Raw genomic sequence first — 16769 nt, forward strand, 5'->3', positions numbered from 1 at the left:
GACGAACGGCAGGAGGGCCGGATGGCCAGGCACTGGGCGGACTTCCAGTACGAGATCTATCTGAACGGGATGACGGGTGCCGTGCCCCGGCTGCCCACGGACCTGACCCGGCTCGAGGAACTGGCCGAACACCGGCTCGGCCCCGGACCGGTGGGCTATGTGGCGGGCAGTGCGGGCGCGGGCAGCACGGCACTCGCCAACCGGGCGGCTCTCGACCGGCGCCGGATCGTGCCCCGCATGCTCAAGGACGTCCAGGAGCGCGACCTGTCGGTGCGGATACTGGGCCGCGACCTGCCGGCGCCGCTCGCCCTGGCCCCGGTCGGCGTGCTGTCCATCATGCATCCGGACGCCGAACTCGCCGCCGCGCGGGCCGCCGCGGCGCGGGAGGTGCCGTACATCCTGTCCTCGGCGTCCAGCACGCCGATGGAGCAGGTGGCCGAGGCGATGGGTGGGGCCGAGCGGTGGTTCCAGCTGTACTGGGGCAGGGACCGCGAGGTGACGCGGAGTTTCCTCGCCCGCGCGAAGGCGGCCGGGTTCAGCGCCCTGTTCGTCACCTTGGACACCCCGCTGCTGGCGTGGCGGCCTCGCGACCTGGACCAGGCGTACCTGCCGTTCCTGCACGGGGTGGGCACCGCCAACTACTTCACCGACCCGGCCTTCCAGGCGGGCCTCGCCAAGCCGGTCCACGAGGACCCCGACGCGGCGGTGATGCACTTCCTCGGCCTGTTCGGGGACGCGAGCCACACCTGGCCGGACCTGTCCTTCCTGCGTGAGCACTGGGACGGCCCGATCGTCCTCAAGGGCGTGCTGCACCCCGACGACGCCCGGCTGGCCGCCGACGCCGGGATGGACGGGGTCGTGGTCTCCAACCACGGCGGACGCCAGGTGGCCGGTTCGATCGCGGCGGCCGACGCGCTGCCCCGGGTCGCGGAGGCGGTCGGCGACCGGCTCACCGTGCTCGTCGACAGCGGCATCCGCACCGGCGACGACGTCTTCAAGGCCCTCGCCCTCGGCGCGCGGGCGGTCCTGCTCGGACGCCCGTACGTCTACGGCCTCGGGCTCGACGGACAGGCGGGCGTCGACCACGTCATCCGCTGCGTGCTCGCCGAGTTCGACCTCACCCTCGCGCTGTCGGGCCACGCGACGCCGGCGACGGTGACGACGGACGACGTCGTCGAGATGCCCGCGTAAGCCCGTACAGGCACGTACAGGCACACGTGCAGGCGCGTGTGCAGGCCCGTACCGGCCCATAGGCCCGTGCAGGACGGGACGCCGGTGCAGGGCGCCGGTCCGTGTCCGGCCCGCCACGCGGCCGGCCGGACACGGACCGCTGGGACCACGTGCCCTCGAAACCACGTGCTTTTGGACTACGTGCCCCCTGGAACTACGTGCCCTGGTGCGGCAGTTCGGAGGGCCACGCGGACTCACCCTCGCCGCCTGCGGCCGAGAAGGAGCCCGGACCGGTCGACGGTGCGCCGGTCCCCCAGCGCTGGTCGGTGGAGCGGTTGCGGACCGTGACGACCAGGTCGGCGCCGGGACGGGCACCGGCCGGGGCGAGGGCGAGGGTCCGGTCCCAGCGGGGCAGCAACTCGCCCTGCGCGGTGAGGTCGTAGCGCACGTCGTCGCCCCGCCGCGTGCCGTCTTCGGCGCAGGTGCCGAGGATGACCACACCGGCGTCGGCGTGCGAGTCCAGGCAGAGGGCGGGGTCGGCGGCGCTGTGCAGCAGCCCGTCGGCGTCGTACGTCCACTGCTGGGTGCGCGCCGAGGAGCAGGCGGCGAGCACGGTGCCCGCGTCGGCCCGGGGTGGGCCCTTGATGTCCAGGCACAGCGCGGTGCCGGTGTTGCGCAGCCGGGTCGGCCGGCCCGCCGACGGCAGTCCGGCGGTGCCGGGCGCCGGCGCACCGGCGGAGGCAGAGAAGGACGAGGGGCCCGAGGGAGCCGAGGGGGCCGAGGCGTCGGTGCCGGGGGCGGCGCCGGTGGTGGCGACCGGGGCGGTGCCGTCGCCGCCGTCAGGCCAGGCGCCGACGGCGAGGACCGTGACGAGCAGTCCGGCGGAGGCGATGCCGACGCCGCTGAGCAGCGTCCGGGACGACCAGCCGGTACCGGACGTGCGCGACGGCGCCGGGATCCTGGCGAAGAGCGCGGTCCCCGAGCCGCCCCGGCGGCGGCCCCCGGGAGCGGTGGTCCGGGCCGCCGGGCCGGGTCCGTCACCGCCGCGCCGGCGGCCGTGCGAGCGCCGGGAGGCGGCATGGGCGCGGGCCGGGTTCGCCCGGGTGCGGCCGGGGCGCGAGTCGAGGTAGCGGCGGGCGCCCCAGCCGAGGACCGCCTCGGCGAGCAGCACCCCGGAACCGGCGTCGATCCGGCCGAGTTGCTCGGCGGCGTGCCGGCAGTAGGCGCAGTCGGCGAGGTGCCGGCGGACGTCCGGGAGCAGGCCGCCGTCCCGGCGCAGCGGCACGTCGAGGAGGCGGTTGTAGTGGCGGCATTCGGTGTTCGGGGCGAGTTCCCGGTGCGCGCGGACACAGCCTTCCCGGAATTTCTCGCGAGCCTGTTCGAGCGCGTTCGCGGCACTGTGGCTGTCCAGGCCGAGCAGGCTTGCGGGGACGTTTATCGGTTCGGCCTCGACCTCGGTGTGCCACAGCAACGTCTGTTCGAACCGGGGAAGGCCCTGGAATGAGCGTGCGGACAGTGCGCGGTTTTCCGCTATCAGGGTCTTCGCGGCGCGCATGCCGCGGCCTCCGGCGGGTTTGTCGAGGCCGGGCAGAACGGTGGTCGTGCGCCGCGTGGCCGCCCAGTCGACGACCGTGTCGCGGACGGCGACCAGCAGCCGGGGTCTGAGCGCCTCGGCGGATTCGCCGAGGGTGAGCCGGTCCAGGACCTGATGGAAGGTGGCGGCGGTCACCATGTGGGCGAGCGGACCGGGCGTGGCCAGGCAGATCACGGCGTAGTCGTGCGCGGGCCGCCAGTGCCGGGCCATCAGCAGGGCCGCGGCGCGCGAGGCCTCCGCGTCGGAACCGGCGCGCAGCGGGGCCGCGACGGACTCGTCGGACTCGCCGAACTCGTGGGACTCGTCGGACTCGTGGGACTCCATGGGGTCGACGCCGGGAGGCGGGTAGGCGGGACGAGGGGGGTGGGGGGTGAACACTCGGCGGATTCCTTCGGCGCGTGTGGTGCGTCGCTGCGCACTTCTCGGTGCGCGCGTCTCGGCGCGCACTTCTGGAACGTGCGCGCGGGGAGCGGGAATTCGCCGGGGTCGTACCATCCGGGTTCCTCAACGGCCGTATAACACCCGGGGATTACTCCCCGCACGAACGTGTCAACCCTTGCACAGCTTCCACACACGCAACAAGGCGGTCGTTCACATCGAGCCGTTTGAAGGAAAGTCAGAAAGCCGCGCGGAACCGGGTTCGCGTGTGATGGCTTTCGGCTTTTCACGCGCCCCGTGTGAACCGCGCGCCCTCACCGGTCGGCCGCGCACGCTCCCGCCCCGTGGCCGCCGGGAGTGGACTGTGGACCGGCCCTCTCAGAAGGCCCCTCGCAGGGGGTCCCCCGGCTCGGGCGGCCGAGAACCTCGGGCTCGGCCGGGAGCCGGGGAGACCCTCTTGCGCGACACCGGCCGCCGGCCTCGTTCCTCCCGCCCGCGGCCGGCGGTCCCGCTCCCGGCCGGCGGCTCCGGCGGCTTCCCCCGCCGGCCGGGACGGTGTCAGATCTGCCAGGAGCGCAGCCGGTCGGCCGCCCGGTACACGTCGGCCTTGCCGGAGATCAGGTCACGGGCGAGGTCGACGAGGGCGCCGTAGGGCGGGTCGATGCCGACGCCGCTGACGAACATGTAGGCCACGGCGGTCGCGCAGGCGAAGCGGGCGTTGGCCGAGGGCAGCGGCTTGAGGACGGCGAGGGTGTGCAGCAGGGCGGCGGCCCGCCAGGCGGGGTCGGAGTCCACGCCGAGCCGGGGCGGGTCGACGCGGTGCCGGGCGACGGCGGCGACCAGCGCGGAGAAGTCGTCCACCGTGGGCTGGTCGGGCAGGACCTCCTCGTGGCGCTGGAGCAGCCACGGGACGTCGATGTGGATGGTGGAGGGCATCACTCAGGCGGCCTCACCCTTGGCGGGCGGCTCGTCCTCGGGGAAGGCGGCCGCGAACTCCTCGGCATGGGCGGTGAAGAAGCTGCGGAACGCCTCCGCGCCCTCCTGGAGCGCCCGGTGCCGGGCGATGTCGGCGGCGGCGGCCTCTCGAACGAGGGCCTTCATCGACGTACCGCGCTCCTTGGCGATCTGCCGCAGATCCTCGAGTTCGCGTTCGCTGAACTCCACGTTGAGAGCTGGCATGACCTCACGGTACCGCGAGGGTACTCAACCGTAAATATCACCAGGTCAAGACCACTTCATCCCGGTACCTCCGGGCACCCGCAGGGCCGAATGGGCACGGTGGGCCAAGGGTGTGGCTCCATGGGCTCCTGAGGCCCTTCGACACCCGTCATCCCTAGACGCGCCGCTGCAGATCCATCACATTTGAGCACAAAACGTGTCTTATTTCCTCCATGCACACACCTTCGCGGCGTACCCTGCTCCGTGCCCCGTTCGTTGCCGCCGGCGCGGGACTACTGGCTGCCTGCAGCGACTCGGGCTCCGACTCCCCTCCCGGCTCCGGCCCGCAGGGCCCCGTGGTCGCCGAGCGGAACTTCGTTCCGCCAGGGCCCAAGGGATATGTCGAGCCATCCGGTCCGGAGGTCCGTGCCGCGGAGCGCAAGCGTGGCTCCGGCCCGGTCCGCATGCTCAAGTTCACCGCCGCGGAGACCACCCTGGACCTGGGCGGCAAGCACGTACGGACCTGGGCCTATCACGACGCGCTGCCCGGACCCCTGGTGCGCGTCACCGCGGGCGATGTCCTCAGCCTCACGCTCGCCAACAGGCTGCCGACCACCACCACGCTCCACTCCCACGGCATCCGGCTGCGCTGCGACATGGACGGCGTTCCCGACCTGACCCAGAAGGCCATCGACTCCGGGGCGGACTTCACCCACCGCTTCACCGTCGCCCACCCGGGCACCTACCTGCTGCACTCCCACGTCGGGATGCAGCCGGACCGCGGTCTGTACGCCCCGCTCATCGTCGACGACCCCAAGGAGCCCCTCAAGTACGACAAGGAATGGGTCATCATGCTGGACGACTGGCTCGACGGGGTGGACGGCTCCACCCCCGACGGCGTGCTCGAACAGCTCAAACCGGGCTCGAACGGGGCCATGGACATGAGCGGCATGGCCATGGGTCCCGGCTCCGGCCACTCGGCCTCCGCCCGCACACCCGGCGCGAAGGCGTCGGCCGCCCACAAGGCGGCCGGGCCCAGCCGTGTGCTGCACGACTCCCACAGCCGTCTGCTGCACGGGGAGGCGGGCAGCGTCGCCTACCCGTACTACCTCATCAACGGCCGTCTGCCGGCCGCGCCCTCCGTGTTCCGGTGCCGCGCCGGTGAGCGCATCCGGCTGCGCATCATCAACGCCGGCTCCGAGACCGCCTTCCGCGTCGCGCTCGGCGGCCACAGCATGACCGTCACGCACACCGACGGCTACCCCGTGAAGCACAAGCGCACCGACGCCCTGCTGCTCGGCATGGCCGAGCGCTACGACGTCATCGTCACCGCCCGGGACGGCGTCTTCCCCCTCGTCGCCATGGCCGAGGGCAAGACGGGGCAGGCCCTCGCGGTACTGCGGACGGACAACGGCAGAACCGTTCCGGCTCGCAATGTCCGCCCCGCGGAACTCGACGGGGAACTCGTCCAGGCCCACGATCTCGAACCGGACGCCTCCGTCGCCCTGCCCGACCGCGACCCCGACCGCTTCCTGCGCATCAGGGTCACCGGCACCATGAAGCGGTACGACTGGGGCTTCGACCACAAGCCGTACGACGTGCGCCAGCGGCACGCCGTCCGCGCGGGCGAACGGGTGCGGCTCACTCTCATCAACGCCACCGACATGTGGCACCCACTGCACCTGCACGGGCACACCTTCGCCCTCACCGGCCTGGACGCGAACGGCGCGCGCAAGGACACCGCCATCGTCCTGCCCCACCGCAAACTGGTCATCGACTTCGACGCCGACAACCCCGGCCTGTGGATGCTGCACTGCCACAACCAGTACCACTCGGAGGGCGGCATGATGACCGTCCTCGGCTACCACACGTGACGAAGTGACCAGCAGCACCGGACGCCGGCCCACGCCACACCCCCGGCCACCCCCACCACCGGCCGGCGACCACCTCTGTCGACCGAACCGACCGCGATCCCGGCCCACGGACCGGCGGCCACCCCGCCGACGGGCCGGTGACTCTCCGCTCCCTCCCTGTGCGCCGGAGGACCCCGGCCCCCGGAGGCGGCCGAGACGGGCGCCGGGGCCAGCCGCCTCTGACCGCCCGTCACCTGCCGTCCGCACACCGGCGTCACCCTGCCGACCACCCACCGGCGCCCACCCTGCCGACCACCGGCGTCCACCCGGCGTCCACCCGCCGTCCACCCGCCGTCCACCCTGCGTCGCCGAGGTCTCCGGAGCCGTTCCTCGGCGGGCGTCCGGCGTTCCGGTTCACGGATGTGCGTGACGCACTAGGCTGGAACACAAGTGGTGCGCCTGTTGACTCTGCGTGTGCGCTTGGGAGTGGCGACGATGAGCCGGGTCTATCCGTTCGACGACACGGCGACGGCTCGGGCCGTCGTCGCCGACGACGGAACGCTGGTGGAGTGGAACGAGGGCGCGCGCCGCCTCCTCGGCCACCCGGCCGACGCCGTCCTGGGCCGCCCCGCCGGCTGGCTGCTCGCCGGGCACGGCCAGGCCGTCAGGCCCGCCGGCTCACGCTGGCAGGGAACGCTCGAACTGCGCCACAGCGACGGTCGTACCGTCCCGGTGTGGCTGCTCGCGCACCACCGCCCGCCACGCGACGACCGCGGCGGCGACTGGCTGGTGGTCACCCCGCTGCCCGCCGGGAAGCCGCCCGCCGCGGACGATCCGCTGGTCGCCGCGGGTCTGATCCAGTCGCCGTGCGCGGTCGCGCTGTTCGACGAGCGGCTCAGGCTGCGCCGGATGAACGACGCCATGGCCGAGGAGACGGCCCTGTCCGAGGACCGGGTGCGTGGCCTGCGGATCTCGGAGATCGGCGGGCGAGCGCAGCACGAGGAGCTGGAACAGGGCATGCTCCAGGTGCTCACCACCGGGCAGTCGGTGGACCTGGAGACGCTCACCTGCACCGGAGCCGGCGCGCGGGCCCACGCCTGGCTGGCCCGGATGGCGCCCGTCACGGACGCCGAGGGGCGGGTGCGGGGCGTGTCCCTGGCCGTGCACGACGTCACCGACAACCAGCGGGCCCGGCAGCGGCTCCAGCTGGTGAACGAGGCGAGCCTGCGCATCGGCTCCACCCTCGACGTGACCCGTACGGCGCAGGAGCTGGCCGACGTGTGCGTGCCCGCGCTCGCCGACTTCGTCACCGTCGACCTGCTGGACCCGCAGGAGTACGGCGGCGAACCCCCGGCCCGCATCACGGCACCGGTCAACCTGCGCCGGATCGCCCACCAGTCGATCCTGCCGGGCGTGCCGGAGGCGGTGGCCGAACCCGGGGAGGTGCAGGTCTATCCGACGCTCTCGCCGCAGGCGGACTCCCTGACCGCCGGCCGCACCATCCGGGCCACGATGGACGCCGGCAGCATGCAGCAGTGGCTGGGCTGGAACCCCGTACGCAGTGAGCGCGTACGCAGGTTCAAGATCCACGCCTCGATGGCCGTGCCGATCCAGGCCCGCGGGCTGACCCTCGGGGTCGCGGTGCTGACCCGGCACCGGCACCCGGACCCGTTCACCACGGACGACATGATGCTGGCCGAGGAGATCACCGCGCGCGCCGCCGTCTGCATCGACAACGCCCGCCGTTACTCGCGCGAGCGGGACACCGCGCTCGCCCTGCAGCGCAGCCTGCTGCCCCGCACCCTGCCGCGCACCGCCGCCGTGGAGGCCACCTCCCGCTATCTGCCGGCGGCACGCGCGGGGGTGGGCGGTGACTGGTTCGACGTGATCTCGCTGTCCGGGATGCGGGTCGCGATGGTCGTCGGGGACGTCGTCGGGCACGGCGTACCGGCCTCCGCGACCATGGGCCGGCTGCGCACCGCCGTCCGCACGCTCGCCGACATCGACCTGGCCCCGGACGAACTGCTCACCCACCTCGACGACCTGGTGGTCCGGCTCGCGCAGGAGTCGGGCGGTGACGCCACCGCCGGCGAGGTCGGCGCCACCTGCCTGTACGCCGTGTACGACCCCGTATCACGGCGCTGCACACTGGCACGGGCCGGGCATCCGCCGCCCGTGATCGTGCGGCCGGGCGAGGAGCCCCGGATGCTCGACCTGCCTGCCGGTCCCCCGCTGGGGCTGGGCGGGCTGCCGTTCGAGTCCGCCGAGCTGGAACTGCCCGAGGGCACCGTCCTCGCCCTGTACACGGACGGCCTGGTGTGGTCCCGGGAACGCGGCGGGGAGTCCAGCCGCCAGTTGCTCTACCAGGCCCTGCGGGCGCGCACGGGCTCCCTGGACGAGACCTGCGACCGCGTCCTGCACACGCTGCTGCCTTCCGGCGGGGTCGCTGACGACGTGGCGCTGCTGGTCGCCCGCACCCAGGGGCTGCCCGCCTCCCAGGTGACGACCTGGGACGTCCCCGCCGATCCGGCGCTGGTCGCGCCGCTGCGCAAGCAGGTCGTGGAACAGCTGGAGCACTGGGGGCTGAGCGAGGCCGCGTTCACGGCGGAACTGGTGGTGAGCGAGCTGGTCACCAACGCGATCCGGTACGGCTCCCTCCCGATCCGGCTGCGGCTGATCCACGACGCGGCCACGCTGATCTGCGAGGTCTCCGACACCAGCCACACCGCCCCGCACCTGAGGCGGGCCAGGGTCTTCGACGAGGGTGGCCGCGGGCTCCTGCTGGTCGCCCAGCTCACCCAGCGGTGGGGCAGCAGGCACACCCCCGAGGGCAAGACGATCTGGGCGGAGCTGAACCTGCTGGAGGAGGATCAGTAGCCCCAGGCCATCAGCCCCGCAGATCACCAGCCCCGCGGATCAGTAGCCGCGCAGCCAGGGCCGCACCTGTTTGCGGGCCTCGTGCAGCCGGGACTTGAGGGTGCCGAGCGGAATGCCGAGGCGCTCGGCGATCTCGGCGTACTCCATCTGGTAGATGTCCCGGTGGATCAGCGGCGCGACCAGGTGCGGATGCTCGCGCTCCAGCCGGTCCAGCGCCTCCAGCAGATCGATCCGGGAACCCGCGATGACGCTGGTCGTGCGCGGGTCGACGTGCTCGGCGGGCTCGAAGGCCGCGGGCTGCTCGGCCGCCCGCCGCTTCAGCTCGCGGTACTTCTGCCGGCAGCAGTTCGCGACGACCGTGTACAGCCAGGTGCTGAAACGGCTGCGGCCCTCGAAGGCGGAGATGTGCCGGGACACCTGGAACAGCACGTCCTGGGCGGCTTCCTCGGCGTCCTCCCGGCACGGCAGGAAGCGCCCGCAGCGGCGCACCACCTCGGGCCACAGTTCGGCCAGCAGCCGGTCCAGGGCTGCCCGGTCGCCCGCCGCGGCGCGCCGGGCGAGGTCTTCGGCCGTTGCCGGCTCCTGCACGTCAGGGTCCCCTCCGGAGTGGATCTCAGGCCAGGCATGATAGTCGTATGCACTCCCTGGAGCGGATCGGCCGCTACCGCCTGCAACGGCGCCTGGGTTCCGGCGCCTTCGCCACGGTCTGGCTCGCCCATGACGACGAGCTGCAGGCTCCGGTGGCGGTGAAGGTCCTCGCCGAGAACTGGGCACACCGGCTCGACGTCCGGGACCGCTTCCTGTCCGAGGCCCGGCTGCTGCGCCGGGCCGGCTCCAGCCGGGTGGTGCAGGTCTACGACATCGGGGAACTGCCCGACGGCAGGCCGTACTTCGTGATGGAGTACGCCGACGCCGGGACGCTCGCCGATCTGGTGGCCGCCGGTCCGCTGCCCGTGCCCGAGGCGCTGACGCTGACCGCGCAGGCCGCGTGGAGCGCCGCCGCGCTGCACGAGGCCGGCATCGTGCACCGCGACATCAAGCCGACCAACGTGCTGCTGCACACCGCCCCGGACGGCGGACGCCGGGTGCTGCTGGCCGACCTGGGGCTGGCCAAGAGCCTCGCGCAGGCCTCGGTGCTCACCCTGGCCGCGGGCTCGGCGGGCTACCAGCCGCCGGAGCAGGCCGAGCCCGGTGAGGGCATCGACGCGCGCGCCGACGTCTACAGCCTGGGCGCGGTCGGCTACGAACTGGTCACCGGGAGTGTGCCGGGGCCGCCCGGCAGGATCGTCCCGCCCCGCAGGCTGCGGCCGGACCTCGGCGAGGACGTGGAGCGGGCGCTGCTGCGGGCCCTGGAGCCGGACCGGGAGCGGCGCTGGCCGAGCGCGGGGGCCTTCGCCCAGGAACTGGAGCGGCTGGCCGCGCGGTCCGGCACCCGGCGGGCGGGCCGGCTCGACGGCGTCCGGGGCCGGCTCAACGGCGTGACGCTCCTGGCCGCCGGGTTGCTGGCCGCCGCGCTGGCCGCAGGCGCCGTGACACTGATGCTCGACCGGTCCGGTGGCGGCGCGCGGGACACGACCGTGCACGACTCCACCGGCCGGGTGAGCGTCGCGGTGCCCGCCGGCTGGGCGAAGGAACTGCGCGACGCCGGTTGGGACCCGGGCGCCCTCGGGCTGCCGAAGGGGCACGAGCCGGGTCTGGTCGTCGCCGACCGGCTGGCGAACTGGTCCGACCTGTCGTCCGGGGTCGACGGCGTGTTCGTCGGCGTCGCCGAGCACGGGGACGTGGCCGCCCGGGTGGACGCCCTCACCCATTCCGGCTGCCACTACGCGGGCTCCCGGGACTTCACCGGTGTCCGCTGGCACGGCACGGTCCGCACCTGGACCGGCTGCCGGGACGGCGGCTCGGTCACCGAGTCCGCGCTGCGCCCCGCGACCGGCCCGGACCGGCCGCAGGTGTACGTGCAGGTACGCCGGCAGGGTGCCGCCGAGGCGACCGACGGCGTCCTCCGCTCGCTCCGGGTCACCTGACGGACCGGGGCGGGACGGGTCACGTGTCTCCGGGCGGGACGGGGCGGGTGACTCGGGGCGGGACGGATCACGTGACGGAGAACATGGGAAAGGATTTCCCGTACGTACCGAACCTTTCCGGTGGCCCGTGCATCGAAGTGTGGTGACGGCGCACCCGGCGCCCGAGGCACGCGACCCTCACGTGCCGTGATCATCCAGGAGTGTTGAGCGACATGGCGTACTCATCCCAGCCCCTGCGCCGCGGGGCCCTGTTCGCGGGAACGGTCGCCGTTCTGGGCCTCCTGACCGCGTGCGGCACCGACCACGGCGGGGCCGCCCCGGCGAGGACCGACTCCGGTACGGCCGCCCCGGCGACCGAGGCCACGAACAGCTCCGCTCCCGAGGCGTCGTCCGGCACCGGCACACCGGACGGCACGGCGTCCTCCCCCGCCGGACACGCCTCGGCCTCCTCAGGCGTCCCGGCCTCCTCGGACTCCTCGGCCTCCTCGGGTGCCGGCACCGAGGCCGGCGGTGCCGGCGGCCGGTGTCACACCTCCGAGCTGCGCGCCTCCGTGGGCGGCAACAACCCGGGCGCCGGGCAGGAGAACTTCCCCGTCGTCCTCACCAACAAGTCGGCGCGGACCTGCACCCTGCGCGGCTATCCGGGCGCGGCCTTCGTGAACGCCTCCGGCACCCAGCTCGGCCCGGACCCCAAGCGCTCCTCGGGCTCGCCGGTCACGGTCACGCTCCAGCCCGGACAGAGTGCCTGGGCGGGGCTGACCTTCTCGAACCCGGAGGTCAGCGAGGCCAAGACGGCCAAGGCGGCGGCGCTGCTCGTCACCCCGCCGGACGAGCGGGACTCCCTGAAGGTGACGTGGACGGCCGGACCGGTCCCCGTCTCCGGCAACTCCTCCTCCGTCTTCCTGACCGTCGTCAACCCCGGCACCGGCGCCTGACTCCCTGCCCGCGAACCCCGCTGCCCGCCCACGGGTGGCGGGGTTCGTCATGTCCGCGGCACAAGTGTCACAGGCATGCAACACCGCCCGGACGCCGCGATCTTTTCGCCCGGACCCCTCATCGAACTCCCCGACCACACAGGGAGCGCGCCCCGCACGGGGCCGGCACGAGGGAATCGGGGCGGAACATGAGCGGGATCTCACGCAGGCGGGTACTGACGGCGGGGGCGGCGGCGGGTGCCCTCGGGGCGCTGTCCGCCTGCTCCCCCGGCACCGGTCCGGTCGTCGGCGGGAAGGACCCGGTGGACGGCGGGCCCACGGCGCAGGCCCGGCCGGTGAAGACGATCGGTGACGGCTCCACCGCCGACACCGGCGCCCAGCCGCACCAGCCGGTGCCGCAGGCGCTGAGGCCGGGCCAGAAGCCCCCGCAGTTCGTGGTGTTCTCCTGGGACGGCGCCGGCGAGCTGAGCAACAAGCTGTTCTCCCGGTTCCGTCAGGTCGCGGCCGGCCACGGCGCGAAGATGACCTTCTTCCTGAGCGGCATCTACACGCTGCCCGAGTCCAGGAAGAGCCTGTACCGTCCGCCGCGGCACGCGGTCGGCGCGTCCGACATCGGCTACCTCGCCGACCGGCACATCCACGCGACGATCCAGCAGGTGCGCGAGGCGTGGCTGGAGGGGCACGAGATCGGCACCCACTTCAACGGGCACTTCTGCGGCGCGAGTGGCGTGCGCAACTGGTCCCCGGCCGAGTGGCGCAGCGAGATCGAGCAGGCCGTCGACTTCGTCACCCACTGGAAGACGAACACCGGTTTCACGGACCTGGATCCCCTGCCGTTCGACTACCGCGAGGAGCTGATCGGTGGCCGCACACCGTGCCTGGAGGGCCAGACCAACCTGCTGCCCACGGCCGCCGCGCTCGGCTGGAAGTACGACGCCAGCTCCCCCGGCGGGCTGCAGGTGTGGCCGGGCAAGGTGCAGGGCGGCCGGATCTGGGACTTCCCGTTGCAGTCGATACCGTTCTCCGGCCACTCCTTCCAGGTGCTGTCGATGGACTACAACATGATGTTCAACCAGTCCGGCGGCGACCCCCTCGGCGACCGCACCAAGTTCGACACCTGGCGCGCCCAGGCCCGGGACACCTATGTGGCCGGGTTCCAGCGCGCGTACGAGAGCAACCGCGCCCCCTTCTTCATCGGCAACCACTTCGAACGCTGGAACGGCGGCATCTACATGGACGCCGTCGAGGAGGCGATCGGCCGGATGGCGGAGCACGACGACGTGCGGTTCGTGTCCTTCAAGCAGCTCGTGGCCTGGCTGGAGGCGCAGGACCCGGCGGTGCTGCGCAAGCTGCGCACGCTGGTGCCGGGGCAGGCTCCGGCCGGCGGCTGGGAGGAGTTCCTGGGGGCGGCGGGCAGCACGACGTCGTAGTCGTACGGGACGGACGCGGCTGTCAGCGCGGGCGGCCCCACGCGCCGGCGCCTGGAGCCGTCGGGGCGGGCGTGGCGGCAGAGTCCCAGTCGACGATCTCCATCCGGAGGTCGGGCCGGGCGGTGTCGAGGGTCCAGTGTTCGGCGACCGCACCCGTGCGGTTCTTGGTGACCAGCGCGCCGGAACCGTCGGTGGCGGCCGGGGTGAGGGCGAGGTCCTGGCTGCCGCGGGGGACGAGGGTGCCCTGGAGGGTGAAGTCGTAGCGGATGTTCCGGGCGGCCTGCCCGGTGGCCGAGCAGGGGGCGAGCCGGACCGAGTAGCCGAGGTGGGAGTCCAGGCAGAGGCCGGGGGCGGAGGCGTTGCGGAGGAGTCCGTCGCTCTCGTACGTCCACTGCTGGCTCGGTGTCGCGGAGCACGGGGCGAGTTCGGTCTCCGCGCCCCGGACGGCCTTCTGCCCGGCGACGCCGACGCACAGTCCGGAGGCGAGGCTGTGCAGTTGCCCGTGCAGGGCGCCCTGGGCCGTTGCACTGGCCCGTGCCCAGGAGGGATCCGGCGGGGAGGTGGTCTGGCTGCCGGTCGCCCGCGAGGGTGTCGCGCCGGGGGCGGGCGCCGGGGCGTCGTGCGAACCGAGCACCGACCACAGGACCAGAGGGAGGACGACCATGCCGCCGACGGTGACGACGGCCAGCGCGAGGGTGCGGCGGCGGGTCCGGCGGGCGGCTCGGTGGGCGGAGCGCGGGGAGCGGTGGGAGCGGTGGGAACGGTGTGAGCCATGGGTGCCCTCGCGGGGCGGCGGGGCGGTGTCCGGGGGGAGCGCTGTCGAGGCGGCCGTCGGGAACGGGCCTGTGGCGGCCCCCCGTTCCGGGTGCGGGCCCGGCCTCGGCCGGGAGCCCGCCGGCGTGCGCCGCATCGGACGGCGCGGGGCCGGTCCCGGTGCGGCTCGCGTCCCCGCGGGCCGGCCGGGAGGCGCGGCGGGGGCGTCCGGCGCGGCATCGGCGAGGAATGCCTCGCCTCCTGGCGGCGGGAACGGGGCCGCCGCCGTCCGCGCACCGGGGGCGGCGGCCTCGTCGGCCGTGCCGGCGGTCCGGACGGGCCCGTCGTCGGTGCGGACGGGCCCGTCGTCGGTCCGGACGGGTCCGTCGTCGGTGCGGGCCGCGCGGGACTCGATGTAGGCGCGGGCGCCCCAGCCGAGGACGGCCTCGGCGAGAGCGAGGCCGAGTCCCGCGTTGAACCGGGCGAGTTGGTCGGCGGTCCGGCCGCAGTGGCGGCATCCGGCGAGGTGCTGCCCGAGGTCGGGGTCGATGTCGACGCCGCCGCGCCGGAAGGTGACGTCGAGCATGCGCTGATAGCGCCGGCACTCGGTCTCGGGGGCGAGTTCGTGGTGGGCCTGGAGGCACTCCTCGCGCAACCGTTCGCGGGCGCGGCGCAGTTCGGTCCCGGTCTCCTCCTCGTCCAGGGCCAGCAGGGCCGCGGGCACGGCAAGGGGATCGCCCTCGACCTCGGTGTGCCACAGGACCGCGCGGGCCGCCTGGGGAAGGCGCTGGAAGGCGCGGGACAGCAGTCGGCGTTCGGCCGGCGGAAGCAGCCGGGCGACGGCGCGCTCGCCGCTTCGGGGGGACGGCAGCACGGCGGGGTGCAGGAGTTCCCGCCGGCCATCGCCGTCCCATTCGGCGGCGATGCGGCGCACGGTGACCAGCAGGTGGGGACGCCAGGCGGCGGACGGGCCGGATTGTCGTATCGTCTCGCCGAAGAGGCGGGTGAAGGCGGCCGTGGTGAGCATGCCCGCGGCCCGCGGTCCCGCGGTGCACAGCCGGGCGTAGGAGAAGGCCGCTTCCCAGTGCCGGTCGAGGAGTTCACCGACGGGATGCAGCGCCAAAGGCGCGCCCGTCCACTTCTTCAGTTCGGCGCTCAGTTGCTCGTCCGAGGCGTCGGCATTCATGGCTGCATTCCTCCTGACGCACCAAGGAATTAGTCCGTACCAGGCGGTACGGAACGGGGCACAGCATCTCGAACGTCCGCCTGCGGCAGCTCTTTTGAAGCGTGAGGGCGTACGGGAGCGACCTGGCGCGTCCAGCGGAAATGTCAATTCCCGCCCGCCGCCAGCGGACACCTTGGCACAGCCCGGTACGGCGCAACAAGAGATCTCCCGCTGCGAAACATTGTGCGCGATGGATCTCCCCGCGAGACCTTGCAGATTTTCGCAAGGTCTCCCAAGTCCCTGTCGGAGAAAGTCTTTTCGGCCCCTGCGGTACGGTGCGCCTGAGCGTTCGCCCCCGTACCGCACGGACCTCGTACGCCGTCAGTGGCCGCTGACCGCGCGCGGGGTGTAGGGCTGCTCCAGTTCCTCGATCTCCTTCTGGCTCAGCTCCAGTTCGACAGCCGCCACCGCGTCCTCGAGGTGCTGGGGCCTGCTCGCGCCGACGATGGGCGCTGCCACCGTGGCATGGTGCAGCAGCCAGGCCAGGGCCACCTGGGCGCGATTGACGCCGCGTTCCCCGGCGATCCGGGTGACGGCCTCGACGATCGACCGGTCGCTCTCCAGGTACAGCCGGCCGCCGAAGGCGTCGTTCGCGCTGCGGTCGGTGACGGTGCCCCAGTCGCGGGTGAGCCGGCCGCGCGCCAGCGGGCTCCAGGGCAGCACGCCGACGCCCTGGTCCGCGCAGAGCGGCAGCATCTCCCGCTCCTCCTCGCGGTAGAGCAGGTTGTAGTGGTTCTGCATGGACACGAACCTGGTCCAGCCGTTCAGGTCCGCCGTGTACTGCGCCTTGGAGAACTCCCACGCGTACATCGAACTCGCCCCGATGTAGCGCACCTTGCCCGCCTTGACCAGGTCGTGCAGGGCCTCCATCGTCTCCTCGACGGGCGTGGAGTGGTCGTAGCGGTGGATCTGGTACAGGTCGACGTAGTCGGTGCCGAGCCGGCGCAGGCTGTGGTCGATCTCGGACATGATCGCCTTGCGGGAGAGTCCGCCGCCGTTGGGTCCTGGCCGCATCCGGCCGTGCACCTTGGTGGCGAGCACGATCTCGTCGCGGTTGGCGAAGTCGCGCAGGGCCTTGCCGACGATCTCCTCGCTGGTGCCGTCGGAGTAGACGTTGGCGGTGTCGAAGAAGTTGATGCCCACGTCCAGCGCCTGACGGATCAGCGGCCGGGAGGCCTCCTCGTCGAGGGTCCACTCGTGGACGCCGCGGTCGGGTGCGCCGTAGGTCATGCAGCCCAGACAGATCCGCGAGACGTCCAGGCCCGTCGAACCGAGCTTCACGTACTGCATCGTTGCTGCTCCTGCCTTCGGGACGGTTGTCATCGGCGAGCCTACGGGGTGGCCCCCGGGGGACTTGACGATCACCGCG

12 protein-coding genes are annotated in these 16769 nt (G+C 73.2%); 6 read left to right on the forward strand and 6 right to left on the reverse strand.

Annotated features, from left to right (window positions below; all coding sequences use genetic code 11):
• Window positions 1-21 precede the first annotated feature (21 nt).
• Window positions 22-1191, forward strand: coding sequence for a lactate 2-monooxygenase (locus ACGFYV_RS03445; RefSeq protein WP_393876640.1), 1170 nt, complete (start codon window positions 22-24; stop codon window positions 1189-1191).
• A gap of 193 nt (window positions 1192-1384) precedes the next feature.
• Here the strand turns inward: ACGFYV_RS03445 and ACGFYV_RS03450 are convergent, their stop codons facing one another.
• The 3 genes from ACGFYV_RS03450 to ACGFYV_RS03460 all read right to left on the reverse strand — a co-directional run bounded on the left by ACGFYV_RS03450 (window position 1385) and on the right by ACGFYV_RS03460 (window position 4321).
• Complete coding sequence (locus tag ACGFYV_RS03450) at window positions 1385-3142, reverse strand: RICIN domain-containing protein (RefSeq protein WP_393876641.1); 1758 nt, start codon at window positions 3140-3142, stop codon at window positions 1385-1387.
• Window positions 3143-3700: 558 nt separating this feature from the next.
• Complete coding sequence (locus ACGFYV_RS03455; protein WP_393876642.1) at window positions 3701-4078, reverse strand: toxin Doc; 378 nt, start codon at window positions 4076-4078, stop codon at window positions 3701-3703.
• Between the two features lie 3 nt (window positions 4079-4081).
• Window positions 4082-4321, reverse strand: coding sequence for a hypothetical protein (locus ACGFYV_RS03460; protein WP_100829756.1), 240 nt, complete (start codon window positions 4319-4321; stop codon window positions 4082-4084).
• Between the two features lie 212 nt (window positions 4322-4533).
• Between ACGFYV_RS03460 and ACGFYV_RS03465 the strand changes: the two genes are divergently transcribed.
• On the forward strand, window positions 4534-6174 hold the full coding sequence (locus tag ACGFYV_RS03465; protein WP_393876643.1) for a multicopper oxidase family protein: 1641 nt from the start codon (window positions 4534-4536) through the stop codon (window positions 6172-6174).
• Window positions 6175-6648: 474 nt separating this feature from the next.
• On the forward strand, window positions 6649-9030 hold the full coding sequence (locus tag ACGFYV_RS03470; RefSeq protein WP_393876644.1) for a SpoIIE family protein phosphatase: 2382 nt from the start codon (window positions 6649-6651) through the stop codon (window positions 9028-9030).
• A 39-nt stretch (window positions 9031-9069) separates the two neighbouring features.
• Here ACGFYV_RS03470 and ACGFYV_RS03475 read toward each other — a convergent pair whose 3' ends face one another.
• Entirely contained in the window at window positions 9070-9618 is a 549-nt protein-coding gene (locus ACGFYV_RS03475) for an RNA polymerase sigma factor (protein ID WP_393876645.1), read from the reverse strand.
• 47 nt (window positions 9619-9665) lie between these two features.
• Here ACGFYV_RS03475 and ACGFYV_RS03480 point away from each other — a divergent pair, with 47 nt between their 5' ends.
• The 3 genes from ACGFYV_RS03480 (at window position 9666) to ACGFYV_RS03490 (ending at window position 13422) form a co-directional block, all read left to right on the forward strand.
• Window positions 9666-11057 carry a serine/threonine-protein kinase gene (locus ACGFYV_RS03480; RefSeq protein ID WP_393876646.1) on the forward strand — a complete coding sequence of 464 codons (1392 nt, stop codon included), beginning with the start codon at window positions 9666-9668 and terminating at the stop codon, window positions 11055-11057.
• 212 nt (window positions 11058-11269) lie between these two features.
• On the forward strand, window positions 11270-11992 hold the full coding sequence (locus tag ACGFYV_RS03485) for a DUF4232 domain-containing protein (protein WP_393876647.1): 723 nt from the start codon (window positions 11270-11272) through the stop codon (window positions 11990-11992).
• Window positions 11993-12180: 188 nt separating this feature from the next.
• Entirely contained in the window at window positions 12181-13422 is a 1242-nt protein-coding gene (locus ACGFYV_RS03490) for a hypothetical protein (protein ID WP_393876648.1), read from the forward strand.
• A 22-nt stretch (window positions 13423-13444) separates the two neighbouring features.
• Here the strand turns inward: ACGFYV_RS03490 and ACGFYV_RS03495 are convergent, their stop codons facing one another.
• Window positions 13445-15361, reverse strand: a complete 1917-nt coding sequence (locus ACGFYV_RS03495; RefSeq protein ID WP_393876649.1) for a ricin-type beta-trefoil lectin domain protein — start codon at window positions 15359-15361, stop codon at window positions 13445-13447.
• 360 nt (window positions 15362-15721) lie between these two features.
• Window positions 15722-16690 (reverse strand): aldo/keto reductase, encoded by a 969-nt coding sequence (locus tag ACGFYV_RS03500; RefSeq protein WP_393876650.1) that lies wholly within the window; start codon window positions 16688-16690, stop codon window positions 15722-15724.
• Window positions 16691-16769 lie beyond the last annotated feature (79 nt).

The sequence above is a fragment of the Streptomyces sp. NPDC048297 genome, from assembly GCF_043201585.1.
In the GTDB taxonomy this organism is placed as follows: domain Bacteria; phylum Actinomycetota; class Actinomycetes; order Streptomycetales; family Streptomycetaceae; genus Streptomyces.